Origin of the sequence: Actinobacillus equuli (assembly GCF_900636745.1) — a bacterium.
GTDB lineage: Bacteria > Pseudomonadota > Gammaproteobacteria > Enterobacterales > Pasteurellaceae > Actinobacillus > Actinobacillus equuli.
Genome location: NZ_LR134310.1, coordinates 2,042,975 through 2,069,067 on the forward strand (window position 1 = coordinate 2,042,975; position 26,093 = coordinate 2,069,067).

Annotated in this window: 15 protein-coding genes and 1 pseudogene; 13 read left to right on the top strand and 3 right to left on the bottom strand. The window is 39.3% G+C overall.

What is annotated here, in order from left to right:
• Positions 1–39: 39 nt before the first annotated feature.
• The 5 genes and pseudogenes from lptD to EL121_RS09580 all read left to right on the top strand — a co-directional run bounded on the left by lptD (position 40) and on the right by EL121_RS09580 (position 14,938).
• Entirely contained in the window at positions 40–2,370 is a 2,331-nt protein-coding gene (gene lptD / locus EL121_RS09560; RefSeq protein ID WP_039196373.1) for an LPS assembly protein LptD, read from the top strand.
• Positions 2,371–2,595: 225 nt separating this feature from the next.
• Positions 2,596–4,348, top strand: a pseudogene (locus tag EL121_RS09565) (ShlB/FhaC/HecB family hemolysin secretion/activation protein).
• A 44-nt stretch (positions 4,349–4,392) separates the two neighbouring features.
• Complete coding sequence (locus EL121_RS09570; RefSeq protein ID WP_052190374.1) at positions 4,393–14,160, top strand: two-partner secretion domain-containing protein; 9,768 nt, start codon at positions 4,393–4,395, stop codon at positions 14,158–14,160.
• A 10-nt stretch (positions 14,161–14,170) separates the two neighbouring features.
• The gene (locus EL121_RS09575) at positions 14,171–14,512 is read left to right on the top strand and encodes a hypothetical protein (RefSeq protein ID WP_039196375.1); all 342 of its coding nucleotides are present in this window, start codon (positions 14,171–14,173) and stop codon (positions 14,510–14,512) included.
• A gap of 228 nt (positions 14,513–14,740) precedes the next feature.
• Positions 14,741–14,938, top strand: coding sequence for a hemagglutinin repeat-containing protein (locus tag EL121_RS09580; protein WP_039196376.1), 198 nt, complete (start codon positions 14,741–14,743; stop codon positions 14,936–14,938).
• A gap of 867 nt (positions 14,939–15,805) precedes the next feature.
• On the opposite strand, the gene purH is transcribed toward EL121_RS09580, so the two are convergent.
• Entirely contained in the window at positions 15,806–17,395 is a 1,590-nt protein-coding gene (gene purH, locus EL121_RS09585) for a bifunctional phosphoribosylaminoimidazolecarboxamide formyltransferase/IMP cyclohydrolase (RefSeq protein WP_039196378.1), read from the bottom strand.
• A 164-nt stretch (positions 17,396–17,559) separates the two neighbouring features.
• Here purH and EL121_RS09590 point away from each other — a divergent pair, with 164 nt between their 5' ends.
• Complete coding sequence (locus tag EL121_RS09590) at positions 17,560–17,829, top strand: GNAT family N-acetyltransferase (protein WP_039196379.1); 270 nt, start codon at positions 17,560–17,562, stop codon at positions 17,827–17,829.
• Between the two features lie 31 nt (positions 17,830–17,860).
• Here the strand turns inward: EL121_RS09590 and dacB are convergent, their stop codons facing one another.
• A complete protein-coding gene (gene dacB / locus EL121_RS09595) occupies positions 17,861–19,303 on the bottom strand; it encodes a serine-type D-Ala-D-Ala carboxypeptidase (protein ID WP_039196380.1) in 1,443 nt (480 codons plus the stop codon).
• 94 nt (positions 19,304–19,397) lie between these two features.
• Between dacB and greA the strand changes: the two genes are divergently transcribed.
• Positions 19,398–19,874: a transcription elongation factor GreA gene (gene greA / locus EL121_RS09600; RefSeq protein WP_039196381.1), complete on the top strand. Its 477-nt coding sequence runs from the start codon at positions 19,398–19,400 to the stop codon at positions 19,872–19,874.
• An 82-nt stretch (positions 19,875–19,956) separates the two neighbouring features.
• Here the strand turns inward: greA and prmB are convergent, their stop codons facing one another.
• Positions 19,957–20,901, bottom strand: coding sequence for a 50S ribosomal protein L3 N(5)-glutamine methyltransferase (prmB, locus tag EL121_RS09605; RefSeq protein ID WP_039196382.1), 945 nt, complete (start codon positions 20,899–20,901; stop codon positions 19,957–19,959).
• A gap of 89 nt (positions 20,902–20,990) precedes the next feature.
• Between prmB and bioA the strand changes: the two genes are divergently transcribed.
• Genes bioA through smrB form a run of 6 tightly spaced genes read left to right on the top strand, consistent with a single transcriptional unit; the run spans position 20,991 to position 26,083 of the window.
• Positions 20,991–22,289 carry an adenosylmethionine--8-amino-7-oxononanoate transaminase gene (bioA, locus tag EL121_RS09610; RefSeq protein ID WP_039196383.1) on the top strand — a complete coding sequence of 433 codons (1,299 nt, stop codon included), beginning with the start codon at positions 20,991–20,993 and terminating at the stop codon, positions 22,287–22,289.
• A 26-nt stretch (positions 22,290–22,315) separates the two neighbouring features.
• Entirely contained in the window at positions 22,316–23,479 is a 1,164-nt protein-coding gene (locus tag EL121_RS09615) for an 8-amino-7-oxononanoate synthase (protein ID WP_039196384.1), read from the top strand.
• A 9-nt stretch (positions 23,480–23,488) separates the two neighbouring features.
• Complete coding sequence (locus tag EL121_RS09620) at positions 23,489–24,148, top strand: DUF452 family protein (protein ID WP_039196385.1); 660 nt, start codon at positions 23,489–23,491, stop codon at positions 24,146–24,148.
• Positions 24,136–24,906: a malonyl-ACP O-methyltransferase BioC gene (gene bioC / locus EL121_RS09625; RefSeq protein ID WP_039196386.1), complete on the top strand. Its 771-nt coding sequence runs from the start codon at positions 24,136–24,138 to the stop codon at positions 24,904–24,906. Before EL121_RS09620 ends, bioC begins: the two co-directional genes overlap by 13 nt.
• A complete protein-coding gene (gene bioD, locus EL121_RS09630; protein WP_039196387.1) occupies positions 24,906–25,547 on the top strand; it encodes a dethiobiotin synthase in 642 nt (213 codons plus the stop codon). Before bioC ends, bioD begins: the two co-directional genes overlap by 1 nt.
• On the top strand, positions 25,541–26,083 hold the full coding sequence (gene smrB, locus EL121_RS09635; RefSeq protein ID WP_005597623.1) for an endonuclease SmrB: 543 nt from the start codon (positions 25,541–25,543) through the stop codon (positions 26,081–26,083). The genes bioD and smrB overlap by 7 nt, the downstream gene beginning before the upstream one ends.
• Positions 26,084–26,093: the final 10 nt, after the last annotated feature.

Below are 26,093 nucleotides of genomic sequence, written 5' to 3' on the forward strand. Positions count from 1 at the left end.
AATTTACGATGGGCGAGCCCATCCACATAAGGAACTATTATGAAAACTCGTTATAGTGTTCTTTCTGTTGCAATGATGACAGCGTTTTATGCTCAGTATGCGCAAGCGGATTTGAGAGAACAGTGTCTATTAGGTGTACCGCATTTTCAAGGTGAAGTAATTCAGGGTGATCAAACCTTGTTACCGGTTGAAATCGAAGCGGATAGCGCAGTGATTAATCAGCCTAAAGATGCGACTTATACCGGCGATGTTGCGATTAAACAAGGTAACCGTTCTATCTTTGCAGATGAAGTACGAGTAGAACAAAATGGTGAGCAGTCCCGTCGAGCATTTTTGAAAGGGAAATATCAATATCAAGATAACCTTATTCAAGCACAAGGTCGTGATGCGGCAATGAATCTCAGTGCTGAAACTGCGGATCTACAAAATACCGAATTCCAATTAGTTGGTCGTCAAGGGCGGGGTACAGCGGAAAGCGGTTCGTTTAGTAAGAATAAACGTATATTAAGAAATGCTACTTTTACAGCGTGTTTGCCGAATGACAATGCGTGGTCTATTGAAGGCAATGAAATGATTCAGCATGTTGATGAGGAATATGCTGAAATTTGGCATGCGCGTTTTAAAGTACTAGGTATGCCGGTATTTTATTCACCTTATCTGCAATTTCCAATTGGCGATCGCCGCCGCTCAGGATTACTGATTCCAAGTTTTAGCCGTTCGAGCAAAGATGGTTTTACTTATTCTCAGCCGTTTTATTGGAATATTGCGCCGAATATGGATGCAACGATTACGCCAACTTATTACTCACGCAGAGGCTGGCAAATTAGCCCGGAATATCGTTATCTAACCCAATTAGGTCAAGGTGTTATTGCTGGTGAATATCTTGGTAAGGATCGTTTAGACGAATATAAACCGGATGATAATGACCGTAAGCGTTATTTAATGCACTGGCGTCATAATATGAGTTTCTTAACTGACTGGCGTTTGTATGTGGATTATACCAAAGTAAGCGACAAGCGTTATTTCTCTGATTTTGATTCTGAGCATGGCAGTAGTACGGATGGTTATGCAACTCAACAATTTAAATTAGGTTATTATCAACCGAATTATAATTTATCTATTTCGGGTAAGAAATTCCAAATATTTGACAACCCGAGTATCGGACCATATCGAGTATTACCGCAAATTGATTTTAATTACTATAAAGATAACTTGGTAAAAGGAAGTAATTTTAAACTTTTTGCACAAGCGGCTCGTTTTGAGAATGATAGTACATTAATGCCGAAAGCATGGCGTTTTCATGTAGAACCGACACTGAATTTCCCGTTTGCAAACCGCTATGGTAGCTTAAATTTCGAAACAAAGCTCTATGCAACACATTATATTCAAGAGAAGGGTAACAGTAATCGAGCGGGTGAAATTGATAAAAATGTTACTCGTGTTATTCCTCAAGTAAAAATTGATCTTCAAACGGTATTAGAAGCGGATAAGCAATTATTTAAAGGATTCAATCAGACATTTGAACCTCGCGTACAATATGTTTATCGTCCATATAAAGATCAAAGTAATATTGGTTCGAGTTTAAATCGAAGTGTAAGTTTCGGTTATGACTCTACTTTATTGCAGCAAGACTTTTATAGCTTCTTTAATGATCGTTCATTTAGTGGTTTAGATCGTATTGGATCGGCAAATCGCTTGACAGCAGGTGGAACAACACGTTTTTATAGTGATAAAACAGGTACTGAAGTGTTTAATTTTAGTGCAGGACAAATGTATTATTTAAGTCCGTCTAAAATTTCTGATGATTTTCGCACTACAGGCCGTTCATCTTCATGGGCATTGGAATCTAACTGGAAATTCCACCGTAAGTGGAATTGGCACGGTGCTTATCAATATGATACGCGTTTAAACCAAACTTCATTAGCCAATACATCGTTACAATATAAACCGAGTCAAGATAAACTTGTTCAGCTTAATTATCGTTTCGCAAGTAAAGACTATATTAATCAGAACTTACGTAGTAATGCGTATGGACAAGATATTAAACAAGTTGGCACGGTAGTAGGCTGGGAATTGACGGATCGTATCGCATTTATGGCAAGTCATTACCATGATCTTGCACTCAGAAAACCAGTAGAAAGCCAGTTTTCTATGAACTATAACACTTGCTGCTGGAGTGCTAATGTATACGTAGCCCGTAAGCTTACTGCAACGCCAATCGGGGCTCCTGATACTATTAAAGATTTATATTATGACAATAAATTCGGTGTGAATTTTGAATTACGTTTCGGTACAAATTACAGTAGCGGCGTACGTAAAATGTTGAAAAAAGGTCTAATTCCTTATACAGAGCAGTATGGAATTAATTAATTTATAAAATCCTGGTATTTAAAAAGCTAATTTCATTTTTGGAATTAGCTTTTTTTGTTAATTGAAATCTATAATACATTTAGAATTATAGACTAATATGGATAAATTAATATATTGTGAGTTATAAATAAACTAAAATCGCCTAAAAAGTGTAAATTTTATTTACAATAAATATTATCTTGAATAATGTTTACGCAATAAGTAAGCGTTAATTTATTTAAGATTATGTGTATTAAATTCCTTGTTTCATCTACCATTTTCTGTGCTATTTATACTGATGCTCTTGCTGCCCCCGCAATCGATCCGGTCTTAAACAATTTGGATGCGGTAGAACAGCAACGCCAGCAACAGCAAGCTCAGCAACGAGAAGCGCAATTTACCCCGCAAGCCGATATCCGAATGGATACCCGCCAAGACAGCCACTTACAAATCCCGACGGATGAATCACCTTGTTATCCCATTCATCGTATTTCTTTAATTGATTATTCTGCTGAAGAATTAAATCAAGCTAGCCAATTCCAATGGGCATTTAATAAAGCCGTTGCCGATTTAAAACTGACTTTACCGCATTGTTTAGGTGGAGAAGGTTTAGGCATTTTAATGAAGCAAACACAAAATAATATTATTGAAAAAGGTTATGTCACAACACGCGTTGTGGCACAGGAACAAGATTTACGTTCCGGTGATTTAGTGTTGACCGTGATTGCGGGCAAAGTACGTCATACATTGGTGGCGGATAGCGGCATTGTGCCTCGCTTTACTCCGTTACATGCGCTGACCGGTTTAACGTTTGAGAAAGGCGATATTTTAAATGTACGTGATATTGAACAATCGTTAGAGAACCTAAAACGCGTACCGACAGCGGATGCCAATATTGAAATTTTGCCGAGTGAAGGCGAAGGCAGTCAAGTCGGCGAAAGCGATTTAAAAATCAGCTATGCTCAAGCGATTCCATTTCGCCTTAATCTCGGTTTAGAGGATTCCGGCTCGACCTCAACCGGTAAATGGCAGGCTTCGGCAACCTTATCTTGGGATAATAATTTTCTCCGCAAACGACCTTTTCTATACCAGCTTTACCCACAGCATCAAACGTCATTCGGATGATAAGGGCAAGCGTGCCAGCCGTAACCTTTCTTTCTATTATTCTATTCCTTTCGGTTATTGGCAGTTAACCGCTAACCATTCAAGTAACCGCTATCACCAACAAGTGTTTGGAGCTTTTGAAAATTATCTGTATGCCGGTGAAAGTGAAAACGACAAGTTAACGCTTTCTCGCGTGCTATACCGCGATGCGGTACGTAAAACCACACTGTCCGGCGGGTTCTGGTCACGCAGTTCTAAAAACTTTGTGGATAATGCGGAAGTGGAAGTACAACGCCGCCGAATGGCAGGTTGGGAAGCGGGCATTGCGCATAAAGAATATTTAAGTAACGCTACCTTAGAGATGGATATGCACTTTAAGCGTGGTACCGGCGTGAGAGGCACAATCAGCGCCCCGGAAGAAGCGTATAACGAAGGGACATCTCGCCCTAAAATCATTACAGCTTCTATCGACTATAAAAAGCCGTTTGAGTTAGAAGGACAAGCTTGGCAATTTCATACCAGTGTCAATGCGCAATGGAATAAAACCCCATTAATTGCCCAAGACCGCATGAGTATCGGCGGTCGTCATAGTGTACGTGGCTTTGACGGCGAGTTATCGCTATCGGGTGAACGCGGTTGGTATTGGCGTAATGAATTGAGTTGGAATGTCGGGAATCGCGGCCACTGGTTTTATTGGGGATTAGACGGTGGACGGGTTTCCGGCTTAGATGGTAACTCACGTTTAGGTCATCACCTAATGGGCACAGTGATTGGTTTACGAGGCGGATGGAAAGGATTTTATTACGACTATTTTGTCGGCAGACCGATGCGCCATCCGGAAGGGTTTAGAACCTCAAAACACGTTACCGGCTTTAATTTAGGCTACAGCTTTTAGCCGAACATTTTACTGATTAAAAGCATTTTTAAAGGAATAACATCATGAATAAAAAATCTTTCCGAGTCATTTTTAGTAAAACGCTACAACGCCTTGTGGTAGTGTCTGAATTAGCCAAATCCGAAGGTAAAGGCAGCGAAGCTTCTGCAAGCTCAACAAGCGGGCTAATTTCGTCAATTTTTTGCAAAATCCGACCGCTTACCTTTAGCTTATTTTGCGCTTTAGGCTTTGTCAGCTTCTCGGAAAATGCGCTGGCGGAATTAGTTATTCAAGCGGATAAAAGCGCCCCGAAACATGCACAACCGATAGTATTAAAAACGGCGAACGGCTTACCGCAAGTCAATATTCAAACCCCGAATGACAAAGGGCTTTCACACAATAAATACAGCAAATTTGATGTAGATACCAAAGGGGCGATTCTTAACAACAGCCGTACCCAAACTCAAACGCAACAAGCGGGAATGATTCAAGGCAACCCTTATTTAGCCCGTGGTGAAGCGAAAGTAATTTTAAACGAAGTCAACTCGAATGACCCGAGCGTGCTAAAAGGCTATGTGGAAGTGGCGGGTAAAAAGGCGGATGTGATTATCGCCAACCCAAGCGGCTTACATTGCGAAGGCTGCGGCATTATTAATTCGGATAGAGCCACCCTGACGACCGGTAAACCGCAAATCAAACAAGGTAATTTAGACAGCTTTGTGGTGGAAAGGGGTAAAGTAAAAGTGTCCGGTAAAGGTTTGGATAACAGCCGTGTGGATTACACTGAGATTTTGGCTCGTGAAACGGAAGTGAACGCTGGTATTTGGTCGAAGAAAGAAACTAAGGTGGTCACAGGGAAGAATACTATCAAGCGGTCGAATCATGCGGAAGATTTACAAATTATTCACACAAAACAACCGCTTGCAGGCGAAAATCAACCCAAATTTGCTGTGGATGTCGGTGAATTAGGCGGTATGTACTCGGGCAAAATTCACCTTATTGGTACAGAGAAAGGTGTGGGGGTTCGCAATGCGGGACATATTGGTGCCAGTGTCGAAACCTTAAAAATTGATAGTCAAGGCAGAATTGTTAATAGCGGTACATTAAATGCTAAAAAGGACGTACAACTAGTCGGTACGAAAGGGATTGAAAATCGTGGCAAAATTGAAAATCGTCAGGGCAATATTACCCTTAATACACCGGCTGATATTCACCAAGACGGCATTATCGTTGCCCGTGCAGGTCATATTCATAAAACTGCAAATCAAAGTATCACGCAACACGGTGAAACGGTTGCCAAAGGCAATATTCGTTATCAAGCTACTAAAGTCACCGCTTCTAAGGATTCACTCATTGCTGCCGGTGTGGAGGTTAAGGATACGGCACAAGGTGAAACTCGTGTAATTGAAAAAGCTTCAGCAGAAGGGAAAACGATTACCGTTCAAACCTCAGAGAAAGCCACTTTACAAGGTAAGCACCTTGCTTCAGGTAGAATTAATGTCAAGACTTCGGAAGCAAATTTAGATAACAGCTACACATCTGCGTATTCCATTTATGTTGATGCTTCTAAAAGTCATGTTCAAGCGAATAGCGCCACGCTACTTGCAAAGAACGATTTAACGTTAAATACGCCGGTAGGACTTGAAACCAAAGGAAGTTATCTAAAAGCAGAACGTATTACGACTAAACAACGTTCTCTCAATACGCAAGATGCAATGTGGGAACAAACTGGTCTCAGTGAGTTAAAACTGGAAGTCGTCGATAAACTGCAAAATCAAGGCGGTACTTTCAAAACACAAGGTGATTTATCCGTCAAAGCAAATGGTATTAATAACCGACAAGGGCGTTTATTAGCAAATGGTAAATTAACCGTCAATGCAGGAAAAGATGAAGTCGATTCAATTCAAGGAATTATGCTGTCGAATCAAACATTTTCAATTACCTCAGGCGAGCTTATCAATGATGCTGGTTTAATCCAATCGAATCAAAATGTGTCAATTAACACACAAGGACAAGCTTTATCCAATCAACAAGGGCGTATTATCAGTAGTGGCAAACAGACTTTACAAACTGCTGATATCAATAACCGACAAGGTTTGGTTTATACGCAACAAGATTTCATTTTAAATGGCAGTAATCTCACTAATGACAAAGGCAAAATCAGTGTGGCTAAACAAGCGGATATTTCTCTTTCGGGTAAGTTAAGTCAACAGAATGGGGTAGTTGAAGTTCAGAAACTTAATTTAAAAGTAAATGCCCTGAATTCAACAGCACAAAGTTTAATTTTAGCGGATACATCAAATATCTCTACATTAGATAAATTAACCAATCAAGATAGTCGTATTATTACTAAACAAAAAGGTGATATACGAACGGGTAATACGTTAAATAACACTAATGGTACGCTGAGCAGTCAACAAGGTTCTTTAACGATTTATACTGATAATCACAGTTTAATAAATGAAAAAGGAATTATCATAGCCTATCAAAATGCTACTATCGATAGTGGTGTGATTGATAATAAGCAGGGTTTAATTTTTGCAAATAATGTAGCTCTTAACAGTAATAATCAAACCATCAATAATCAAAATACGCTATCAGAAAAGCAAGATAAAGGTATTATCGCTCTAAACTCATTAGTACTTACCACGGATTTACTAAATAATGATAAGGGAAATATTTTCTCGCGTAATAAGACTGTGATAAATACGAATTTACTTTTACAGAATACCGGATTAATTACGGCGAATATAGTTAATTTGGTTTCTCAAGTAATTCGTTCTAATCAAAATAGTGAAATCAGTGGTCAGCAAGTCAATGTTAAGTCTCAAACTTTGGATAATAAAGGCAGTAAGTTGATAGCACACCAAATGGCACATATTGATGTGAAACAGGGTGTACAGAATTACAACGGTACATTGGCAAGCCTAGGTAAAGTACTTTCGATCAATACGCATCAGTCAGAATTGAATAATGCAGGTGGTATGATTGCTGTGCAAAATGGTACTTTGAAATTAGAGACAAATAAGCTAGATAATCAACAAGGAGTTATTCGTGCTCATACCGCAGATATTACCGCAGTTCAAAGCGTAGATAATCGTAATACGCTTGCGGATATTGCTCAGGGAATAGTTGTAACTGATTTGATGTTAAAGACAAAACAGCTTGATAATCAAGCTGGTCGTATAACTTCATTTAATCAGGCGATGCTTCAAAGTACTGATATCCGAAATCAAGCAGGTGAAATCTTAGCCGTGAAGGATGGGCAATTGAATACCGATAAGATTTATAACCAATCAGGAACGATTGCTTCTACTAAAGCTAATTTAAGTATTCACACTCAAGCTGCCTTAAATAATCGACAAGGCTATATTAGTGCGGCGGACAAACTGACACTTGATATAAAAGGATTGGAAAATAAACACGGTAATATCGCTTCCTCGAACCAGTTAGTTATTAACACTGCGCAACAAAAGTTATATAACCAAGGCGGTAGCATTTTTGCGAATAATCAGGCAGAAATTGATTCGGGTGAAATCAATAATCAGAAGGGCTTGATCCGTGCAGAGAACCTACTTTCCATTAATGCTAATCAAAATGAGATTGATAATCGCAATACTCAAAGTACAGCCCAAGGCATTGTGGGATTAGGTAATGTGATTTTACATCATGTGGATAGCCTATTAAATCAGCAGGGTAAGTTTTATGCTGAAAACAGTCTTGAAGCAACGATCAAGCAAAATGTCGACAATAGCCAAGGTGCGATTCAATCTAATGGTGATCTTATTGTTACGACCACTGCAATAGATAACCAAGCGGGTAAACTTACTGCTAAAAATGTAGGTAATATCACTGCACAGAGTATTAATAATAATGCGATTTCTGAAAATGGATCTCTTATTTATGCAGATTCTTTAACTTTAAATGTTCAACAACTGAATAATCAAGATACAAAAGCAAAAGGCGAACAACCAAAACAAGGTATTCAAGGAAGAGATATTACTCTTCAAACTCAAAGTTTGAATAACCGACAAGGCGGTATTTATAGTTTAAATAATTTATCTATTGTTACCAATGAGCGAATAGATACACAACAAGGAGAATTATTAGCAGTCGATACGGTAAAAGTACAACATCATGGTCATTTGATGCTAAATAATGAAAATGGGCTCATTCAAGGTAATAAAGTCGTTGATATTAATGCAAAAGGTTTAGAATCAGAAGGAAATATTAAAACAAAAGGTGATTTAAATATTTCCTTAAAAGACAGTTTTACCTTAAATAATGCATTTGAAGCTGAAAATCTCATGTTTAAAACAGAAGGTGATTTTACTAACAATATTGAGCAAACCATTGCAAATAAAATGACGGTTTCGGCAAACAATATCGTGAACAATGCTAAGGCGGAACTTTCAGCAAATGAAACTACGTTAAATTCAAACCATTTAACCAACCGGGGGTTAATTGATGGTAACAAAACATTGGTCAATAGCACTAAGGTAACGAATATAGGTACAGGACGTATTTATGGAAATCACCTGGCATTCAATTCTAATACAGTTGAGAACTTAGCGGAAACGATTAACGGAGAAACTAAAGCCGGTACAATCGCAGCGAGAAATCGACTAGATTTTGGTGTGGGTAAGTTAGTTAATCGCGATCACGCTTTGATTTTAAGTTTGGATAAGTTATTCATCGGTGGAAAATTAGATTCAAATAGTAAGGCAATAGGTAAAGCTTCTTTTATTGATAATGGTAGTGCAACAATTGAAGTACTCGGGGATAGTAGAATTAGTTCTACCCGTTTACTTAATCATGATCTTTATGTTAAGACTGGGATTGATACTAAGGTTGAAAAAATTAATGAACATGCTTTAGGAAAAAGCGCTCATCGTTATAGAGAAAAACGAGACGGCTATTATAGAGTAAATAATGGTTCGAGAAATCCGAATTCTTATTTCCAATTAAACAATGGAACAAGAATAGAGGGAAAAGGTTGGTATTCTTGGAACTATAAACAAACCACAAGTACAACAACTTTAGAACATACTGACTCTTCAAAAATATCTATCGGAGGCACATTAGTTCTTGATGGTAATGATCTTCATAATAAATATAGTCAGCTTTTAGTTGGTAACCAACTTTGGTTAGGAAATATGGTATTTAATGAAAATACTCAAAATAGTTCTCTAAATGGAAGTAATGTAAAACTTCATAATGAAGATATTAAAGGTGAAATTAATCGCCAAGATGAAGGTACTTATCGAATCGAATATCGTGTACGTAAGAAAAAAGGTAGAAAAGGACATTACCACTATCATCATAATGGATTGAAATATGGACCCTATGCTCATCCAACAGAATATTTTTCTTTTAATAGAGTATTAAATACGATTGGTATGCCAATTTCGTCTAATGCCAGTGTTGAAGAAAAAACGCCGAGTAAAGATATTAAATTAGAAACCGTTTCTGTCGTTTCTCCTCAAATAGAAAATGTAGATAAACTTGTTTCATCTCCTCAATTAAAGACATTAAATAAAACAGAAATTACATTTAAGTCTGCTATTGATAATAATACGATTATTGATTCAGGGCAGATTATGGCTACACCGAATACTTCGGTGGAACAATTTAGAACAAAAAACATACCCAATATCACTCTTCCAGTGGTGAAAACACACTTAAATAAAGTATCTTTACCACAAGCAAGCCTTTATAAAATTAATCCAGAAGCGCCAAAAGGTTATCTAGTTGAAACGGATCCTAAATTTACTAACCAAAAGCAATGGTTAAGTAGCGATTATATGCTTGAACAATTACGTGACAAGCAAGATAACATTTATAAGCGTTTAGGTGATGGTTTTTATGAACAACGTTTAATCAATGGACAAATCAATCAGCTCACAGGTCGTCGTTATATTGGGGGTTACCACAATGATTTGGCTCAATATCAAGCGCTAATGAATAGCGGGGTAAAATACGCTAAACAATTTAATCTGGCGGTGGGCGTCGGCTTAACTGCCAAGCAGATGTCAGAACTTACAACCGATATGGTGTGGTTGGTTAATAAAGAAGTAACCTTGGCAGATGGTCGTAAAGTTACCGTACTCGTGCCACAAGTCTATCTTGTTGCTCGGGATAGTGATATTACTTCTCGTGGGGCGGTGATTTCTGCGAATCAAATTATTGGTAACGTAGCTAATTTACAAAATAGAGGTGTAATTGCTGGTCGAGATTTGACTCGAATTCATTCAAACCAATTTGAAAATCGAGGTACTATTCTTGGCAATAGCGTAGATTTATCCGCAACGCAAAACTTGATTAACCTCGGTGGCAAAATTGAAGCGGTTAAATCGCTCTCTCTTTCTGCAGGAAAAAGTTTAGAAATTGTAAGCACGCTATCTTCTTCACAAAGTGCCCATAATGCCTTCTCCCATACAATATTAGATCAAACCGGTACTGTAAAAGTGACGGGGAAACATGGTCAATTAAATCTATATAGTGATGACAATTTAACTGTTAAAGCAGCACATATTGAAAGTGAAGGATCAGTAAGTGCAACAGCAAAGAATGCGCTGCAAATTACTACCTTAAATATCAGTAATAAAGAGCATTATAACCATGATGCGGATAACTATTATCGTTTAGATCAGAAATCTGAAGTAGGTAGCATTTTTAGCAGCAAGGAAGGCGTTTCATTAAGAGGACAAAAAGGGGTAACTTTACGTCAAGCAATTGTGAGTAGCGATGGAGGCGATATTTTTATTGGCTCAAAAGGTGATGTTCGTCTTGAAGTTGGGGAACAGTCGGAACAGTTAGCAAGTAGTTCGAAAGGTTCGACAAAAGGTTGGTTTAGTAAAACAACTGAAACCCGCCGTCATCATCACGATACTACCGAAGCTGTAGGTAGCGAGATAGATGGCAAGAGTGTTACCCTCTATTCTCAAGCAGGAAAAGTAGATGTCCATGGTTCAACGGTAGTAGCGGATAAGAAATTAGATATCAACAGTAAGACTGGCGTAAATATCACCTCTGCGACTAATACTTATTACGTTGAAGATGAACACATTAAAACGAAAAGCGGTTTGATGGGGGTAAAGGGAGGTCTGGGTTTCACTCTCGGTAAGAAAAAAGAGCAACTTGAAACTGATAATTTCCAAGAAAGAGCAGTTTCAAGTCGAGTAGGTAGCCTTTCTGGGAACACAATGATTCATACGGATGGGCATTATCAACAGAAAGGTAGTGTGGTTACTTCAGGTAAAGGCAATGTTGATATTTCAGCTCAAAGCGCCGAAATCGCCGCCGCTCGTTCGGATTATAAAAGTAACTACAAATATACTCTTGAACAAAAAGGTGTTACGGCTACTTTAACTGGAGCAATAGCTTCAGCGATACAAGCGGTTGATTCTACGCTGAAATCTGCAAAAGCGTTAGGCAGCAGTAAAAATGACCGAATCAATGCGCTTGGTGCGGTAAACGCAGGCTTTGAGGCAATGCGAACGGCAGAACAAGTGCAAGGTATTGTGAAAGCGGCTTCAGAAGGATCTGCTACAGGCGGTGCTGTAGGAGTCAGTGTTACTTATGGACAACAAAAATCTGAGCAGACTCAACATAGCAAAGGCAATACGGCAGAGAAAAGTCAAGTAAATGCAGGTGGTAAAGTCAATATTCTCACTACTGGTAAAGGCGAACAATCAGATATTACGATTGCCGGTTCAGATGTGTCGGGACAAGCGGGGACGCACCTAAAAGCGGACGGCAAAGTTAATATTGAAGCGATAGACGAAAATCATCTTGAACGTAGTAAAAATAAATTAAGTGGATTTAGTGCCGGTGTGGGAATTCAATTCGGTGACGGTATCACTGCTGGAGTTGCTGCTGGCGGAAATGTGGCAAAAGGTTACGGCAATGGCGAGAGTCAAGCGTGGGTAGCCAGCCAAGTGGGTAGTCAAGATAGCAAAACTACGATTGAAAGTGGTCGTGATGCGAATATTATCGGCTCACAAGTGCAAGGCAAACGAGTAGAAGTGACCGCTGATAACTTAAATATCGAAAGTTTACAAGATACCGCTAAGTATAAAGGAAAACAGGAAAGAATAAGCGGACAAGTAACGGTAGGTTATGGTGTATCAGTAGGCGGAAGTTACGGTAAATCGAAAATCAATTCGGATTATGCCAGTGTTAAAACCCAAGCGGGAATATCAGCGGGTGATGAAGGTTATGATGTAAATATAAATAATAAAGTAAAGCTTACTGGCAGCGCAATTCTTTCTTCCGCAGAAAAGGAGAAGAATTCGTTATCAGCCAGAACATTTAGTTTTACGGACATAATAAATCATTCAGATGCTACGGCAAGTTCGTCAGGATTTGGTATGGGATTCTCAGTGGGTAAAGATCAGACTTCAAAAGAAGATAAACAAAATAATAAAGTTTATCGTGCTGAACGTGAAAAAAATGGAGAAACTTTTGATAAAGCTAATCCGAATAAAGGGAGTTCAAATTCAATCAAATTTGGTTTAGGAGAAAGTGATGTACATAGTGCAGATTTCTATGCTTTGGCAAAAATCGGAACAGTAAATTTACTTAGTAATACGAAGAAATCAATAAATAGTTCAAGTGTTACCCCATCTGTTATCAGTGATGGAGTGTTTACGATTCGAGATAGAGAAGGGCAGGAAAATATCAGCCATATTAAAAAAGGAACTACTGAGCAGACTAACCGATTAGAGCAACAAGATTATCGCTCTCTCCAAAAAGATGTAGAGACAGATACGGCAATTAAAAAAGGCTTCTATACAAATATGGCCGGTTTAACAGATGAAGCCTATAGGGCTATGTTTATAGCAGAGCATTGGATGCTAACGGCGAAAATAGATGAAAATGGGGATCCTATAAAGAATTCTAAATTACTGGAGGATATGGCTAAGGAAGCTGATGAGAAAAGTATAGATCGAGAAGAATATCTCAATGACCAAATAGCTAAAGGACGTAATATCTATCAATTAAGAGAGATCTCCGATCAGGAACGTAATAATCTAAAACAAGTGACCTATACCGATTCAGTGACAGGAAAATCTGAAACAAGATACGTTATCGCATTTAATGGTATTTTTAACGATGAAAACGCAGCGGCAAAATTTGCTTGGCAGAACTACGTAGCCAAGGAAGGTGAATCAGGAAAAATAGATAACCGTATTCATCAAGATGTTTATTTTGTTCACCATCCAACAGCAAATAATTCTGTATCAGAATTGCTTGTGGCTGGTTATGAAAAAATGTTTGAAACATCTTTTGGTAATCTACTTGGTATGGATAATTCCAGCTTACAAGCGAAAGATTTAATGACGAAGTATGGCAAAGATAATCTCTTCATTGGCTCACATAGTCGAGGGACATTAACTGTAGCTAATGCGTTAAATGCACTAAATACAGAAGAAAACCGAAATAACACAGTATTGTCAGATACAAAGGTAAAAATGATCGGTCCAGCTGCCAATGTGACTAATGCCGATAATATATTAAGTAGATTACAAACAGGCAAAGCTCGTGCAAATGGCGAAGGTTCAATTCGTATTGAAAACCACGAGCAGGATCCCGTAGGCAGTATGCCTATAATATTGGGCGGAAATCCTGCGACGATGAACGATAACGAACAAAATCGAGGACTGATAAGAAGAATCATAGATATGTTTGGTGATAATTCTTCTATGCATAATTGTTACGGTTTAGGACAAGAACAATGTAAAAAAGATGGTTATCGTAAAGAAGGGGATTTAATGATGAACAAAGAACAAACTATTTATGATTTAAACAAAAATCGAAATAAACAATAGGAGAGTATGTATGAAATTATTGGTAACCCTTTGCAGTATGTTTTTTCTAGTTAGCTGTTCTTTTGGTGGTTTTAAGCCTCCTAAACTTTACTATATATGGTATTCAAAAAATAAAAAGTTTGAGTCATTGATAGATCTTGTTGATGCAAAAGAAAAAGATATGCGGACTTGTGGAATGGATCCCGTTCTTGGTGAAAGTGGTAGTGCAAAAACTAACTTATGCTTAGAACGAAAAGGCTGGTATTTGAAAGGTGGTCCAGTTTGTGAAAATGAGTTAATGTGGAATCAACCTTTATGTATTCAATGGCGTGCGGAGCATAGTAAACCAAATGCGAAGCCTTGGGGAAAATAAAGTATAGAGAATTCTCAAAACAGAAGAAAAATGAAAAACATCCACCAAGTCATTTTTAACAAAAGCCCCGGTAATGCGTAGTGGTTTCTGAACTTGCTAAATCAGCAGGAAAAGTGAAAGCAATTTTTGCTGATTCGGTGGATATTGCTTCAATTTTGCAAAATTTTTCTGAAAAATGACCGCTTGTAAGTTGTTTGCTTTCTACAAGCGGTCTTTTTTTATGAAAAGTTGCATATTTCCCTCCCTAAAAAACAATACAGCGAAGGTAATATAGCCGAGAAAAACCAAGTAAATTCAAGCGGTAAAGTCAATATTCTCACTACTGGTAAAGGCGAACAATCAGATATTACAATTGCTGGTTCAGATGTGTCGGGACAAGCGGGTACGCACCTAAAAACGGACGGCAAAGTTAAATTGAAGCGATAGACGAAAATCACTTGGAATGCAGTAAAAACCAATCAAGCGGATTTAATGTCGGTGTGGGGATTCAATTCGGTGACGGCATCACTGCTGGGGTTACTGAGGGCGGAAGATTTAGGTATTGAAAACGATTATTTGAAGGATTTTGAAGAAAAATGGAATTCTACGGATACTAACCCATCATTGCCAAAAATAGTTAATCCTAAATAAGGAGAAGAATAATGAAACCAATAATAGTGTCAGCTATAAGTTTTTTGCTCTTATCGGGATGTACTTTCTCGGCAGATAGCTATTTCGTTAGGTGGTGGAATGGTAATCTTCCTATGTCTGATGGTGAACGAAAGGCTTGGAGCTATTGTTTGAGGGAATCTAAATTAAGGTATCCTGATAGCATAGACCATGTAGAGGAGGAAAGAATAAAATACCGAAAAGAATGTATGAAAAAGAAAAGATATTTTTGAAATTAAAATAAAGGAGATAGAAAATGAGATTCTTGATTTTTTATTCCTTTTTATTTTTTTGTTGTGTTTCAGCAAATAGCTATTTTGTTAGATGGTGGAATGACAATATTCCTCTTTCTGATAAAGAAAGGAGGGCATGGAAAAGAAAGGGTAATAAATGGAGTTAGAGCATTAAATGGCGAGCAAAACATAGCAAGCCAGATGTAACCGTGGGGACATAACGTATTGTAGTTTTAATACTACATTTACATGCGATTGAATAAAACAAAAGCGAGAGAAATCTTGCTTTTTTATAGTGGCTATATTAAATAAAGAAAGCGGTCTATTTTCCTTTATTTTTTGCAATTCAATTAGAACGGAGGAGGAGAGTTTGCAAAGGTTTAGAGAAAATAGACCGCTTGTTCGGACATAATTAGTGACGGAAATGACGCATACTGGTTAACACCATTGCCATACCGTGTTCGTTAGCCGCATCAATCACTTCTTGATCTCGCATTGAGCCGCCTGGGTGGATTACGCAAGTGATACCGACTTTAGCTGCAGCATCAATACCGTCACGGAATGGGAAGAACGCATCTGAAGCCATTACACAACCTGCAACTTGCAAGCCTTCGTCTTCCGCTTTTATACCGGCAATTTTCGCTGAATATACACGGCTCATTTGTCCAGCGCCGATCCCGATAGTTTGACCGTTTTTCGCATAAACAATCGCATTTGATTTTACATATTTTGCGACTTTCCAGCAGAATAATAAGTCTTCAAGCTCTTCTTTGCTTGGTTTACGTTCAGATACCACTTGTAAATCGTCAATTGAAACCGAGCCTTGATCCGCATCTTGCACTAATAAACCGCCGTTTACACGTTTGAAATCTAAACGTTTTTGTGCTTGAGTAAATTCACCACATTCAAGTACACGCACGTTTTTCTTCTTAGCTAATGCTTCTTTTGCCGCTTCTGAAACCGTTGGGGCAATAATCACTTCCACGAATTGACGTTCTGCGATTGTTTGTGCCGTTTCACCGTCTAACTCACGGTTAAAAGCAATAATACCGCCGAATGCAGATGTCGGGTCGGTTTGGTAAGCACGGTTATAAGCTTCTAAAATGTCTTTACCTAATGCAACACCGCAAGGGTTAGCGTGTTTTACAATCACGCAAGCCGGTTCTGCAAATTCTTTTACACACTCAAGTGCCGCATCGGTATCCGCAATATTGTTATAAGAAAGTGCTTTACCTTGTAATTGTTTTGCAGTTGAAACAGAAGCTTCTTTCACTTCGTTTTCAACATAGAAAGCTGCATTTTGATGTGAGTTTTCACCGTAACGCATGGTTTGTTTGCGTACGAAATTTAGGTTTAAGGTACGGGGGAATTGACCGCAGACTTGCGTTAAATCTTCTTCCTCTGCACCTTGGTATGGCGGAACAAGTTTACCGAAGTAGTTCGCAATCATTGAATCATATTGTGCAGTATGTTCGAATGCTTTAATTGCAAGGTTGAAACGCGTTTCAAGCGTTAATTCGTTTTGGTTTTGATCCATTTCGGCAAGAATTGCATCAAAATCGTTATTATTTACCACGATCGCCACATCTTTATGGTTTTTCGCTGCAGAACGCACCATGGTTGGGCCGCCGATATCAATATTTTCAACTGCATCCGCTAAGGTGCAATTTGGATTCGCAACGGTTGCCGCAAACGGGTATAAGTTCACCACTACCATATCAATACGTTCGATACCGTGTTGGTTCATCACTTCATCATCCGTACCGCGGCGACCAAGAATACCGCCGTGTACTTTCGGATGCAGGGTTTTTACGCGACCATCCATCATTTCAGGGAAGCCTGTGTAATCTGATACTTCTGTGACCGGTAAACCTGCTTCAGCTAAAAGCTTTGCCGTACCGCCTGTCGAAAGTAATTTCACACCACGAGCTACAAGCCCTTGTGCAAATTCTACAATACCTTTTTTGTCAGACACACTTAATAACGCCTGTTGAATCGCCATTTTTATAAGTTCCTTAAAATGAATGTTAAATAAATACTTTTTTATTATAACGCAAACGTTTGCTTTTTTCATTAGCAAGCGGTCGAATTTGCAAAGTTTTTTGTAAAAATGACCGCTTGCAGGAAATAGAAAGAAGCGTAGAATGCAAAAATATAGGAGGCGTTATGATTAAACATGATTTAGACAATTTTGAGTTTAGCTATCTAACTGAAGAGGGAATCAAAGCCGGAAAATTACGTTATCGTTATATTAAAGATAATGTGATTGACGCTTATACCACCAAAGTGGATGAAGCCTTTCAAGGAAAGGGGATTGCCGGTGAGCTTTATGCCGCATTGATTGCATTTGCTCAAGAAAAAGGGCTAAAAATCAAGCCGAGTTGTAGTTATATTGAAGTAAAAATGCAAAGAAGCCATCAGGATTTAATTGCTTAATAAAAGGCACTCATCGGAGTGCCTTTTGTCATTATTCGTTATAGAGCGCCATATAAAATTTATGTTCAAAATTGCTTAATGGCGCACGTTTAGTTTTGCTTTCCAGTTCACCGGTCGAATAACCGTTTACAAATTGTACAAAAGCGATGCGTTCGCCTCGAGCGTTTTTCATAAAGCCCGCCAGATTATATACACCTTTCAGAGAGCCTGTTTTAGCAATCAGATTTTTCGCCAGCGGCTCGGCAGCAACAGAGCCTCTGCCGGAAATGGTACCGTCTACACCTGCAATCGGAAACGTTTCGAATAACTGTAGCTGTGGCTCATTTTTCGCAATATATTCCAATGCTTGTAACATGGTTGCCGCACTGACTTGATTATGACGAGATAAACCTGAACCATCTACAACTACACTGTTATCGAATTTTATTCCTGCTTTGCTTTTTAACAAATTTCGAACTACATGACTTGCCAGCGGAAACGATGCCGGACGATTATGCTGCTGATTGGCAATGGTTCTAAATAAGCTGTCCGCAATTTGGTTATCGGATTTCTTCATCATTTTTTTCAGAAGTTCCGGTAACGGTGCAGACCAATGTTCGGCTAATAAGGTACCGTTTTGCGCATTGAGTGGTTCTTGAATTTTCCCTTCAAAGGCAATCCCAAGACGTTGCAAATTTGCTTTGATTAGATTGGCGCCGTAACTTGCCGGATCTTGTACCGAAAAACTGAGCCCGAAAGGCTCTGCTTGGCGAGCCATACAACCTTTTACTTGGTAACGGTTGTTATCATTTACCACCACATCTAATTGGCAATATGGTGCTTGGGCTTTTTCGACAATGTAAGCAGAGCTAAACACTTGTACAGGGTAGGCAGCAGGGACATTTACTTTAGCGAATTCCCCTACGGCTTGGTCTGCATCTAAGGTAACGTAAAAACAGTTATTATCGACATTTACTGCTGCCGGTGGTGCACTAAAGCACATGGTTAAATCATTCCAAATCCAACCGGCGGCTTTGTCATGACTGGCAAATACGGCGGTATCCAAGATCAAATTGCCATCAATCTTAGTAATACCTTGTTTCTTTAATTCGCTAATTAATTGATAAAGTTGACCGCTTGTTAGGTCAGGATCACCACTAAATTTAGCGATTAAATCGCCTTTTAGTACGCTGTTTTCAACTTTGCCATTGGTAAGCAACGCAGTTTGAAAACGGAAATCTTGTGGTAATGCTAATTTAGCCGCTAAAGCGGTAAATACTTTTTGAGTGCTGGCAGGCAGCATAAATGTATCGCTTTGGTATTGTGCAATAATTTGGTCTGTATCTAGGTTTTTAGCGATAAAAGTGGCAGAACTTCCGGCAGGAAGATAAGTCATAAGTTCTTGAGTATTGATTTCCGCATAGCTAATGCTTGGAATAAGTAAACTAACTAGAGAGAGTTTTGGCATGAGTTTGCCAATGGATTTAAGCAGCATATAAATTCGGGAGTTGATATTTTTAACAAGACGTTGAATAATAGCCCTTTCGCTTATATTCGTAAACCTTAAAATTTTTATAAAAGGATAAATAATGAAACAAATTCCTATGACGGTGCGTGGAGCAGAATTGCTTCGTGAAGAATTAGAATTTCTAAAAAATGTTCGCCGCCCACAAATTATTGACGCGATTGCAGAAGCACGCGAACACGGCGATTTGAAAGAGAATGCCGAATACCACGCGGCACGTGAGCAGCAAGGTTTCTGTGAAGGTCGTATTCAAGAAATTGAAGGTAAATTAGGTAACGCACAAATCATTGACGTAACCAAAATGGTGAACAACGGTAAAGTAATTTTCGGTGCGACAGTCGGCCTAGTGAATGCGGATACCGATGAAGAAGTGACTTATCGCATTGTGGGCGATGATGAAGCGAATATTAAAGAAGGCTTAATTTCAGTAAACTCGCCGATTGCTCGTGGCTTAGTCGGTAAAGAAGTTGACGATTCGGTAAGTATTGTTACTCCGGGCGGTAAAGTAGAGTTCGACATTATTAGCGTGGAATATATTTAATCCGAATTCCGTATAAAGTTAAGCGGTCATATTTCTTCAATATTTTGCAAAAAATGGAAGAAATATGACCGCTTTTTTATGTTTATTGGAATAAATGATGATGTTTCACTAATTCCTCACGAGTGAGGGCAAACACACCGAGTCCGCCGTTTTTGAGTTCAACCCAGTGGAATGGTACGCTTGGGAATTGTTCGATTAAATGCACCATACTGTTGCCGACTTCGCAAACTAATACACCGTTATCTGCCAGATAATTTGGTGCTTCGGCAAGAATGCGTTTGGTGATGTCTAAACCGTCAACGCCGGAGCCTAATGCTAATTCCGGTTCGTGGTGGAATTCTTGCGGCATATCGTCCAAATCTTCTTGGTCAACATACGGCGGATTAGTCACGATCAAATCATATTTATCTTCCGGAATATCAGTAAATAAATCTGAGCTGATTGGGAACACACGATGTGCAACTTGATGACGCTCAATATTAATTTGTGCGACATCTAACGCATCAAGCGATAAATCAACCGCATCAACTTCAGCATGCGGGAAGCGGTTTGCACAGGCGATTGCAATACAGCCGCTACCGGTACACATATCTAAAATGCGCTTCGGTTCGGCACGTAATATACCGGTAAAACCTTGTTGAATTAATTCGCCAATTGGTGAGCGAGGCACAATAACACGTTCGTCTACATAATATTCGGCACCGCAGAACCATGTAGAGTTAGTTAAATATGCCACCGGTTTACGCATACCTAAGCGTTGTTGAACCATTTCGATAATGCGTTCTTTCTCAATACGAGTCAGATTAGAGGAATACATCGCTTCCGGCACATCAATCGGTAGGCTTAACGCACTTAGTACAAGTTGGTGTGCTTCATCCCAAGGGTTATCTAATCCGTGACCATAGTAGAGATCCGAAGCGTTGAAATAGCTATATGCCCAACGCATCATATCTTGAATCGTTTTTAAATCATCTGCGGCAGATGATTCCATGATTTCTTCTAATAATTCTAGGTTGTATTCGAACATAATTGTCCCTTTTAAGAGTAAAAATTGGCTTATTCTATACCGATATACTTTTTTGCGCTAGAATTCCGCAAAATTAAAGGAAAATAAAAATGAGAACAACTCAGCTTATCGAATTAGACCAACAGCATATTTGGCATCCTTATTCTTCCATTACCAATCCTATTCCTGTTTATCCGGTAGAACGAGCGGACGGCGTGATCATTACCTTAAAGGACGGTCGTAAACTGATTGACGGAATGTCTTCATGGTGGGCGGCGCTACACGGCTATAACCATCCTCGTTTAAATCAGGCGGCAACCGAACAATTAAGCAAAATGAGCCATATCATGTTTGGTGGTTTGACTCACGAGCCGGCGGCTAAACTTTCGCAAAAATTGTTGGAAATTTTACCGCTTGAGCTGAATAAAATTTTCTTTGCAGATAGCGGTTCGGTAGCGGTTGAAGTTGCTATGAAAATGGCATTGCAATATGCCCAAGCAAGCGGTCAAAAAGGTGCTAAAAAACGCACTAAATTTGCTACGATTCGCTCCGGTTATCACGGCGATACTTGGCATGCAATGTCGGTTTGTGATCCCGTTACCGGTATGCACGGTCTATTCAATTCCAGTTTACCCGTGCAATATTTTCTGCCGCAACCGAGTGTGAAATTTGGTGAAGCATGGCGAAATGAAGCGATTTTGCCACTGCAAGATTTATTTGAACAACATGGCGATGAGATTGCAGCATTAATTCTAGAGCCTGTTGTACAAGGTGCTGGCGGGATGTATTTCTATTCGCCGGTGTATCTACAAAAAGCGAGAGAATTATGTGATCGTTTCGGGATTCTGTTAATTTTCGATGAAATTGCAACCGGTTTTGGACGTACGGGGAAATTATTTGCGTTGCAACACGCTGAGGTGGTACCGGATATTATTTGTTTGGGCAAAGCGCTAACCGGCGGTTATTTGACTTTATCGGCAACCGTCACGACAGAAAAAGTTGCAACGGTCATTTGTGAGGGAGAAGCAAAATGTTTTATGCACGGCCCGACATTTATGGCGAATCCGCTTGCCTGTGCGATTGCTTATGAATCGATTAATTTATTATTAGAAAGTGATTGGCAAGCTAATATTCAACGTATTGAACGGCAATTAATAGATGAGTTGGCACCGGCAAAACACTTTAAATCGGTAGCGGAAGTACGAGTATTAGGCGCAATCGGTGTATTAGAAATGCAACAGCCGGTTGATTTGGTATCACTACAAAAATTATTTGTAGAACACGGCATTTGGGTTCGCCCTTTTGGCAAACTGGTTTACATTATGCCGCCGTTTATTATTAGTCAGGCGGAATTAACCCAACTCACTACCGCCTTATTGCAAGTATTAAAAATAGCTTATAACGAATAAAACGTCATATATTTCACGGAGGTTTTATGAATGTATTCGAACAAAAGTTAGCGGAATTAACGCAATCCGGTTTAAAGCGAGTGTTACCACCGATTCAACACGATGGAAAGTGGATTATTGCCGATAATCGTCGAATGCTAAATTTTTCTTCAAACGATTATTTGGGATTGGCTTCAGATCAGTATTTACAAAAACAATTTTTGCAAAAAATCAGTGAAAATGAACCGATTGTTACTCCGCTTACCTCATCTTCTTCGCGTCTACTGACCGGTAATTTCCCGATTTACCAAGATTTTGAGCAGCTGATTGCCAACCGTTTTCAGCGAGAAGCGGCTTTGTTATTTAACAGTGGTTATCATGCCAATATCGGTATTTTGCCCGCGTTAGCGGATAAAAATACCCTAATTCTTGCCGATAAGTTAGTACACGCCAGTTTGATTGACGGTATCCGTTTAGCCGGTGTGTCTTTTTATCGCTATCAACATAATAACCTCGAACATTTAACTCAATTACTCAGTAAATATGCTGCACAGTTTGAGCGGATTATCATTGTGACCGAAAGTATTTTTAGTATGGACGGCGATATTGCGCCTTTGGCTGAACTCGTGGCATTAAAAAAAGCCTTTGCCAGCCAGTGTCATATTATGCTGTATGTTGATGAAGCGCATGCAATCGGGGCATACGGAGAACAGGGCTTAGGCATGGCGGAAGTATTAGACTGTATCGATGAGATCGATTTTTTAGTCGGTACCTTTGGCAAAGCATTGGCTTCGATGGGGGCTTATTTGGTGTGCGATCAAGTGATCAAAGATTACTTAATCAACACGATGCGTCCGCTGATTTTTTCGACTGCATTACCGCCGCTAAATGTCGCATGGACGGCATTTCTATTTGAGCGGTTACCCGAATTTCAACCTAAACGACAGCATTTAGCGCAGCTCAGTGAGAAGCTAAAACAAGCGGTACAGCAGAAAAATAGTTATCCGTTACAAACGCAAAGTTGCATTATTCCGTTTGTAGTGGGTGAAAACGAACAAGCGGTGCAAAAAGCCAAAACATTGCAACAACAAGGTTTTTATTGCTTGCCGATTCGCCCGCCGACAGTGCCGAAAGGTACGGCTCGTATCCGCCTATCATTAACCGCTGATTTAACCACAGAAGAATTAGATCGCTTAATTGCTTGTTTATAAGGAGAAAAAGTGAAAACAAAATTAATTTCAACTCAACAAGCCAATTTGATTATTTATTTTGCCGGTTGGGGCACACCGGCATCGGTTGTCTCACATTTAGCGTTGCCGAACGGTTATGACTTATTGATTTGTTATGATTACCAAGATTTAAACTTTCCTGCTTTTGATTTTAGCCGTTACCAAACCCTCCGCTTAGTGGCGTGGTCGATGGGCGTTTGGGTGGCGGAAAATGTATTACCGGAGATTAATTTGGCTTCTGCGACAGCGATTAACGGTACGCCTTTTCCTAAACACGATGAATGGGGGATTCCGCTACAGATATTTAACGGCACATTACAAACATTAAATACAGAAAATCGCTTGAAGTTTGAACGCCGAATTTGTGGTGATAAACAGTTGTTAAATGCTTACCTCGCATTACCCGAACAGCGTTCGCTTGCTGAAATTCATCATGAACTTGAGGTATTGAATACGGCAATCGAGGCAAATCTTGTTACGCCGAAGCTACATTGGACAAATGTCATTATTGGCGAGAAAGATCGTATTTTTTCAGCACAAAATCAGCTAGCTTTTTGGCAAGATAAAAATGTGCGTATGACACAAATGCCTAAAGGTGAGCATTATCTCTGGCAACATTTTTCTGAGTGGGAGCAATTATGGCAAAGTTAGATAAGCCATTGATTGCACAACGTTTTGCAACCCATATCACGGAATATGACGAGCATGCGATCGCTCAACAACAGATTAATCGACAATTGGTAAATTTGCTCGCCAAAACGAACAAACAATGTTTTCGGCGAGTGTTGGAAATCGGTTGTGGCACGGGTGATTTAACTCAGCATTTAGTGCGTGAATATCAAGTGGAACATTTGGTTATTAACGATCTGAGTGATGTCTATCAAGATTGCGTCTTGCAAAAAATTGGCGAAAATCGACCGCTTGTTTCCTTTAAATTTATAGCCGGCGATGCGGAACATTTAGCCTTTGATGGGCAATTTGATTTGATCAGTTCTGCGTCCGCAGTACAGTGGTTTGAACAACCGCAAACTTTTGTTTCGCAAGCTGCGAATCTGTTACAGTCGAATGGTATTTTGCTATTTAATAGTTTTACAACGGAAAATTTAGCGGAAATTCGTCAACTAACGGGTGTTGGGCTGACTTATCCAAGCCAAGAAGATTGGCATTTTTGGTTAAGTAAAGACTTTACCCAGTTACAGATTATGCAACGGCAGATTCGTTTAACCTTTGCTTCACCGCTTGCCGTGTTGCAACACCTGCGGAAAACCGGGGTAACGGCAATTAGTACACAAACGTGGACACGCAAAAAGTTGATGGCATTTAGTGAACAATATCAAGCTCAATTTAGCTGTGAACAAGGTGTTTATTTGACTTATGAGCCGATTTTTATTTTGGGAGTGAAAAAATAATGGGCAAAATCATTTTTGTATCGGGCATTGATACCGACATAGGCAAAACGGTCGCCACCGGGTTTTATGCTAAACATTTGATGAAACAGGGTTATTCGGTGATTACGCAAAAAATGATTCAAACCGGCTGTGAAGGCGTTTCCAGTGATATTCTGCACCATCGCCAGATGCAGAATATGCCGTTAACCCAAGAGGATAAAGACGGTATTACTTGTCCTTATCTTTTTCGCTATCCTTGTTCGCCGCATTTGGCAGCGGAAATGGAAAATATCACGATTGATACGCATAAAATTGCCGAAGCCAGCCGATTATTAGCCGAAAAATATGACTACGTTTTGTTAGAGGGGGCGGGCGGTTTGGCTGTGCCTTATGATAATCGACATACCACGCTTGATTATATTGCGGAGCAGCAATTACCGTTGATTTTAGTGACTTCCGGCAGATTAGGTTCGATTAATCATACCTTGCTCAGTTTAATGGCGTGCCAACAAAAACAGATTCCGTTAGTCAGTTTGATCTATAATAGTTATCCGCCAACAGACGAAATTATTCAGCAAAGTACGCTAAATTATTTAAGAGAATATATTGAACGCAATTTCCCAGAAGCGGAATTTTTAGTAATGGACAAACAAGCATGTTAGATAACGAAGATTTTGCACTTTTCCAAGAAGCGGTAAAAGGCACGAAAAAAATTAAACAAGACACTTTTGTACCGAAAACTGCGCCTCGTAAAAAAGTTAATGAGTTACGAGAGTTACAGGAACAAAAAGACACCGAATTTTTCTTTTCTGATGAATACGAACCGTTATTACGAGAAGAAAATGAGAAAATCAAATATTTACGTGCGGATATTGACCCGTATATTTTAAAGCAATTACGCCGTGGCGATTTTCAGCCGGAGCTTTTTTTAGATTTACACGGTTTAACTCGTGAACAAGCAAAAAAAGAGTTGGCGGCACTGATTTTGGCGTGCGAGAGAGAACAAGTTTATTGTGCCAGCATTATGACCGGTTTTGGTACGCGCACTTTGAAAGATCAAATTCCCCGTTGGTTGGTGCAACACCCTAAAATCATCGCTTTACACCAAGCGCCAAGAGAGTGGGGCGGTGATGCGGCAATTTTGATTTTGGTAGAACAAATCGAAAGTCCGGAAAGACGTTTATTCGAACGTAAATAACTCATGACAA

What these genes read in the sequence shown, in the direction of transcription:
- bioD (WP_039196387.1), top strand. Translation starts at nt 24,906, where the DNA reads ATGGGCAAAATCATTTTTGTATCGGGCATTGATACCGACATAGGCAAA.
- dacB (WP_039196380.1), bottom strand. Translation starts at nt 19,303, where the DNA reads ATGCTGCTTAAATCCATTGGCAAACTCATGCCAAAACTCTCTCTAGTT.
- bioA (WP_039196383.1), top strand. Translation starts at nt 20,991, where the DNA reads ATGAGAACAACTCAGCTTATCGAATTAGACCAACAGCATATTTGGCAT.
- smrB (WP_005597623.1), top strand. Translation starts at nt 25,541, where the DNA reads ATGTTAGATAACGAAGATTTTGCACTTTTCCAAGAAGCGGTAAAAGGC.
- greA (WP_039196381.1), top strand. Translation starts at nt 19,398, where the DNA reads ATGAAACAAATTCCTATGACGGTGCGTGGAGCAGAATTGCTTCGTGAA.
- bioC (WP_039196386.1), top strand. Translation starts at nt 24,136, where the DNA reads ATGGCAAAGTTAGATAAGCCATTGATTGCACAACGTTTTGCAACCCAT.
- lptD (WP_039196373.1), top strand. Translation starts at nt 40, where the DNA reads ATGAAAACTCGTTATAGTGTTCTTTCTGTTGCAATGATGACAGCGTTT.
- prmB (WP_039196382.1), bottom strand. Translation starts at nt 20,901, where the DNA reads ATGTTCGAATACAACCTAGAATTATTAGAAGAAATCATGGAATCATCT.
- EL121_RS09570 (WP_052190374.1), top strand. Translation starts at nt 4,393, where the DNA reads ATGAATAAAAAATCTTTCCGAGTCATTTTTAGTAAAACGCTACAACGC.
- EL121_RS09575 (WP_039196375.1), top strand. Translation starts at nt 14,171, where the DNA reads ATGAAATTATTGGTAACCCTTTGCAGTATGTTTTTTCTAGTTAGCTGT.
- EL121_RS09615 (WP_039196384.1), top strand. Translation starts at nt 22,316, where the DNA reads ATGAATGTATTCGAACAAAAGTTAGCGGAATTAACGCAATCCGGTTTA.
- purH (WP_039196378.1), bottom strand. Translation starts at nt 17,395, where the DNA reads ATGGCGATTCAACAGGCGTTATTAAGTGTGTCTGACAAAAAAGGTATT.
- EL121_RS09590 (WP_039196379.1), top strand. Translation starts at nt 17,560, where the DNA reads ATGATTAAACATGATTTAGACAATTTTGAGTTTAGCTATCTAACTGAA.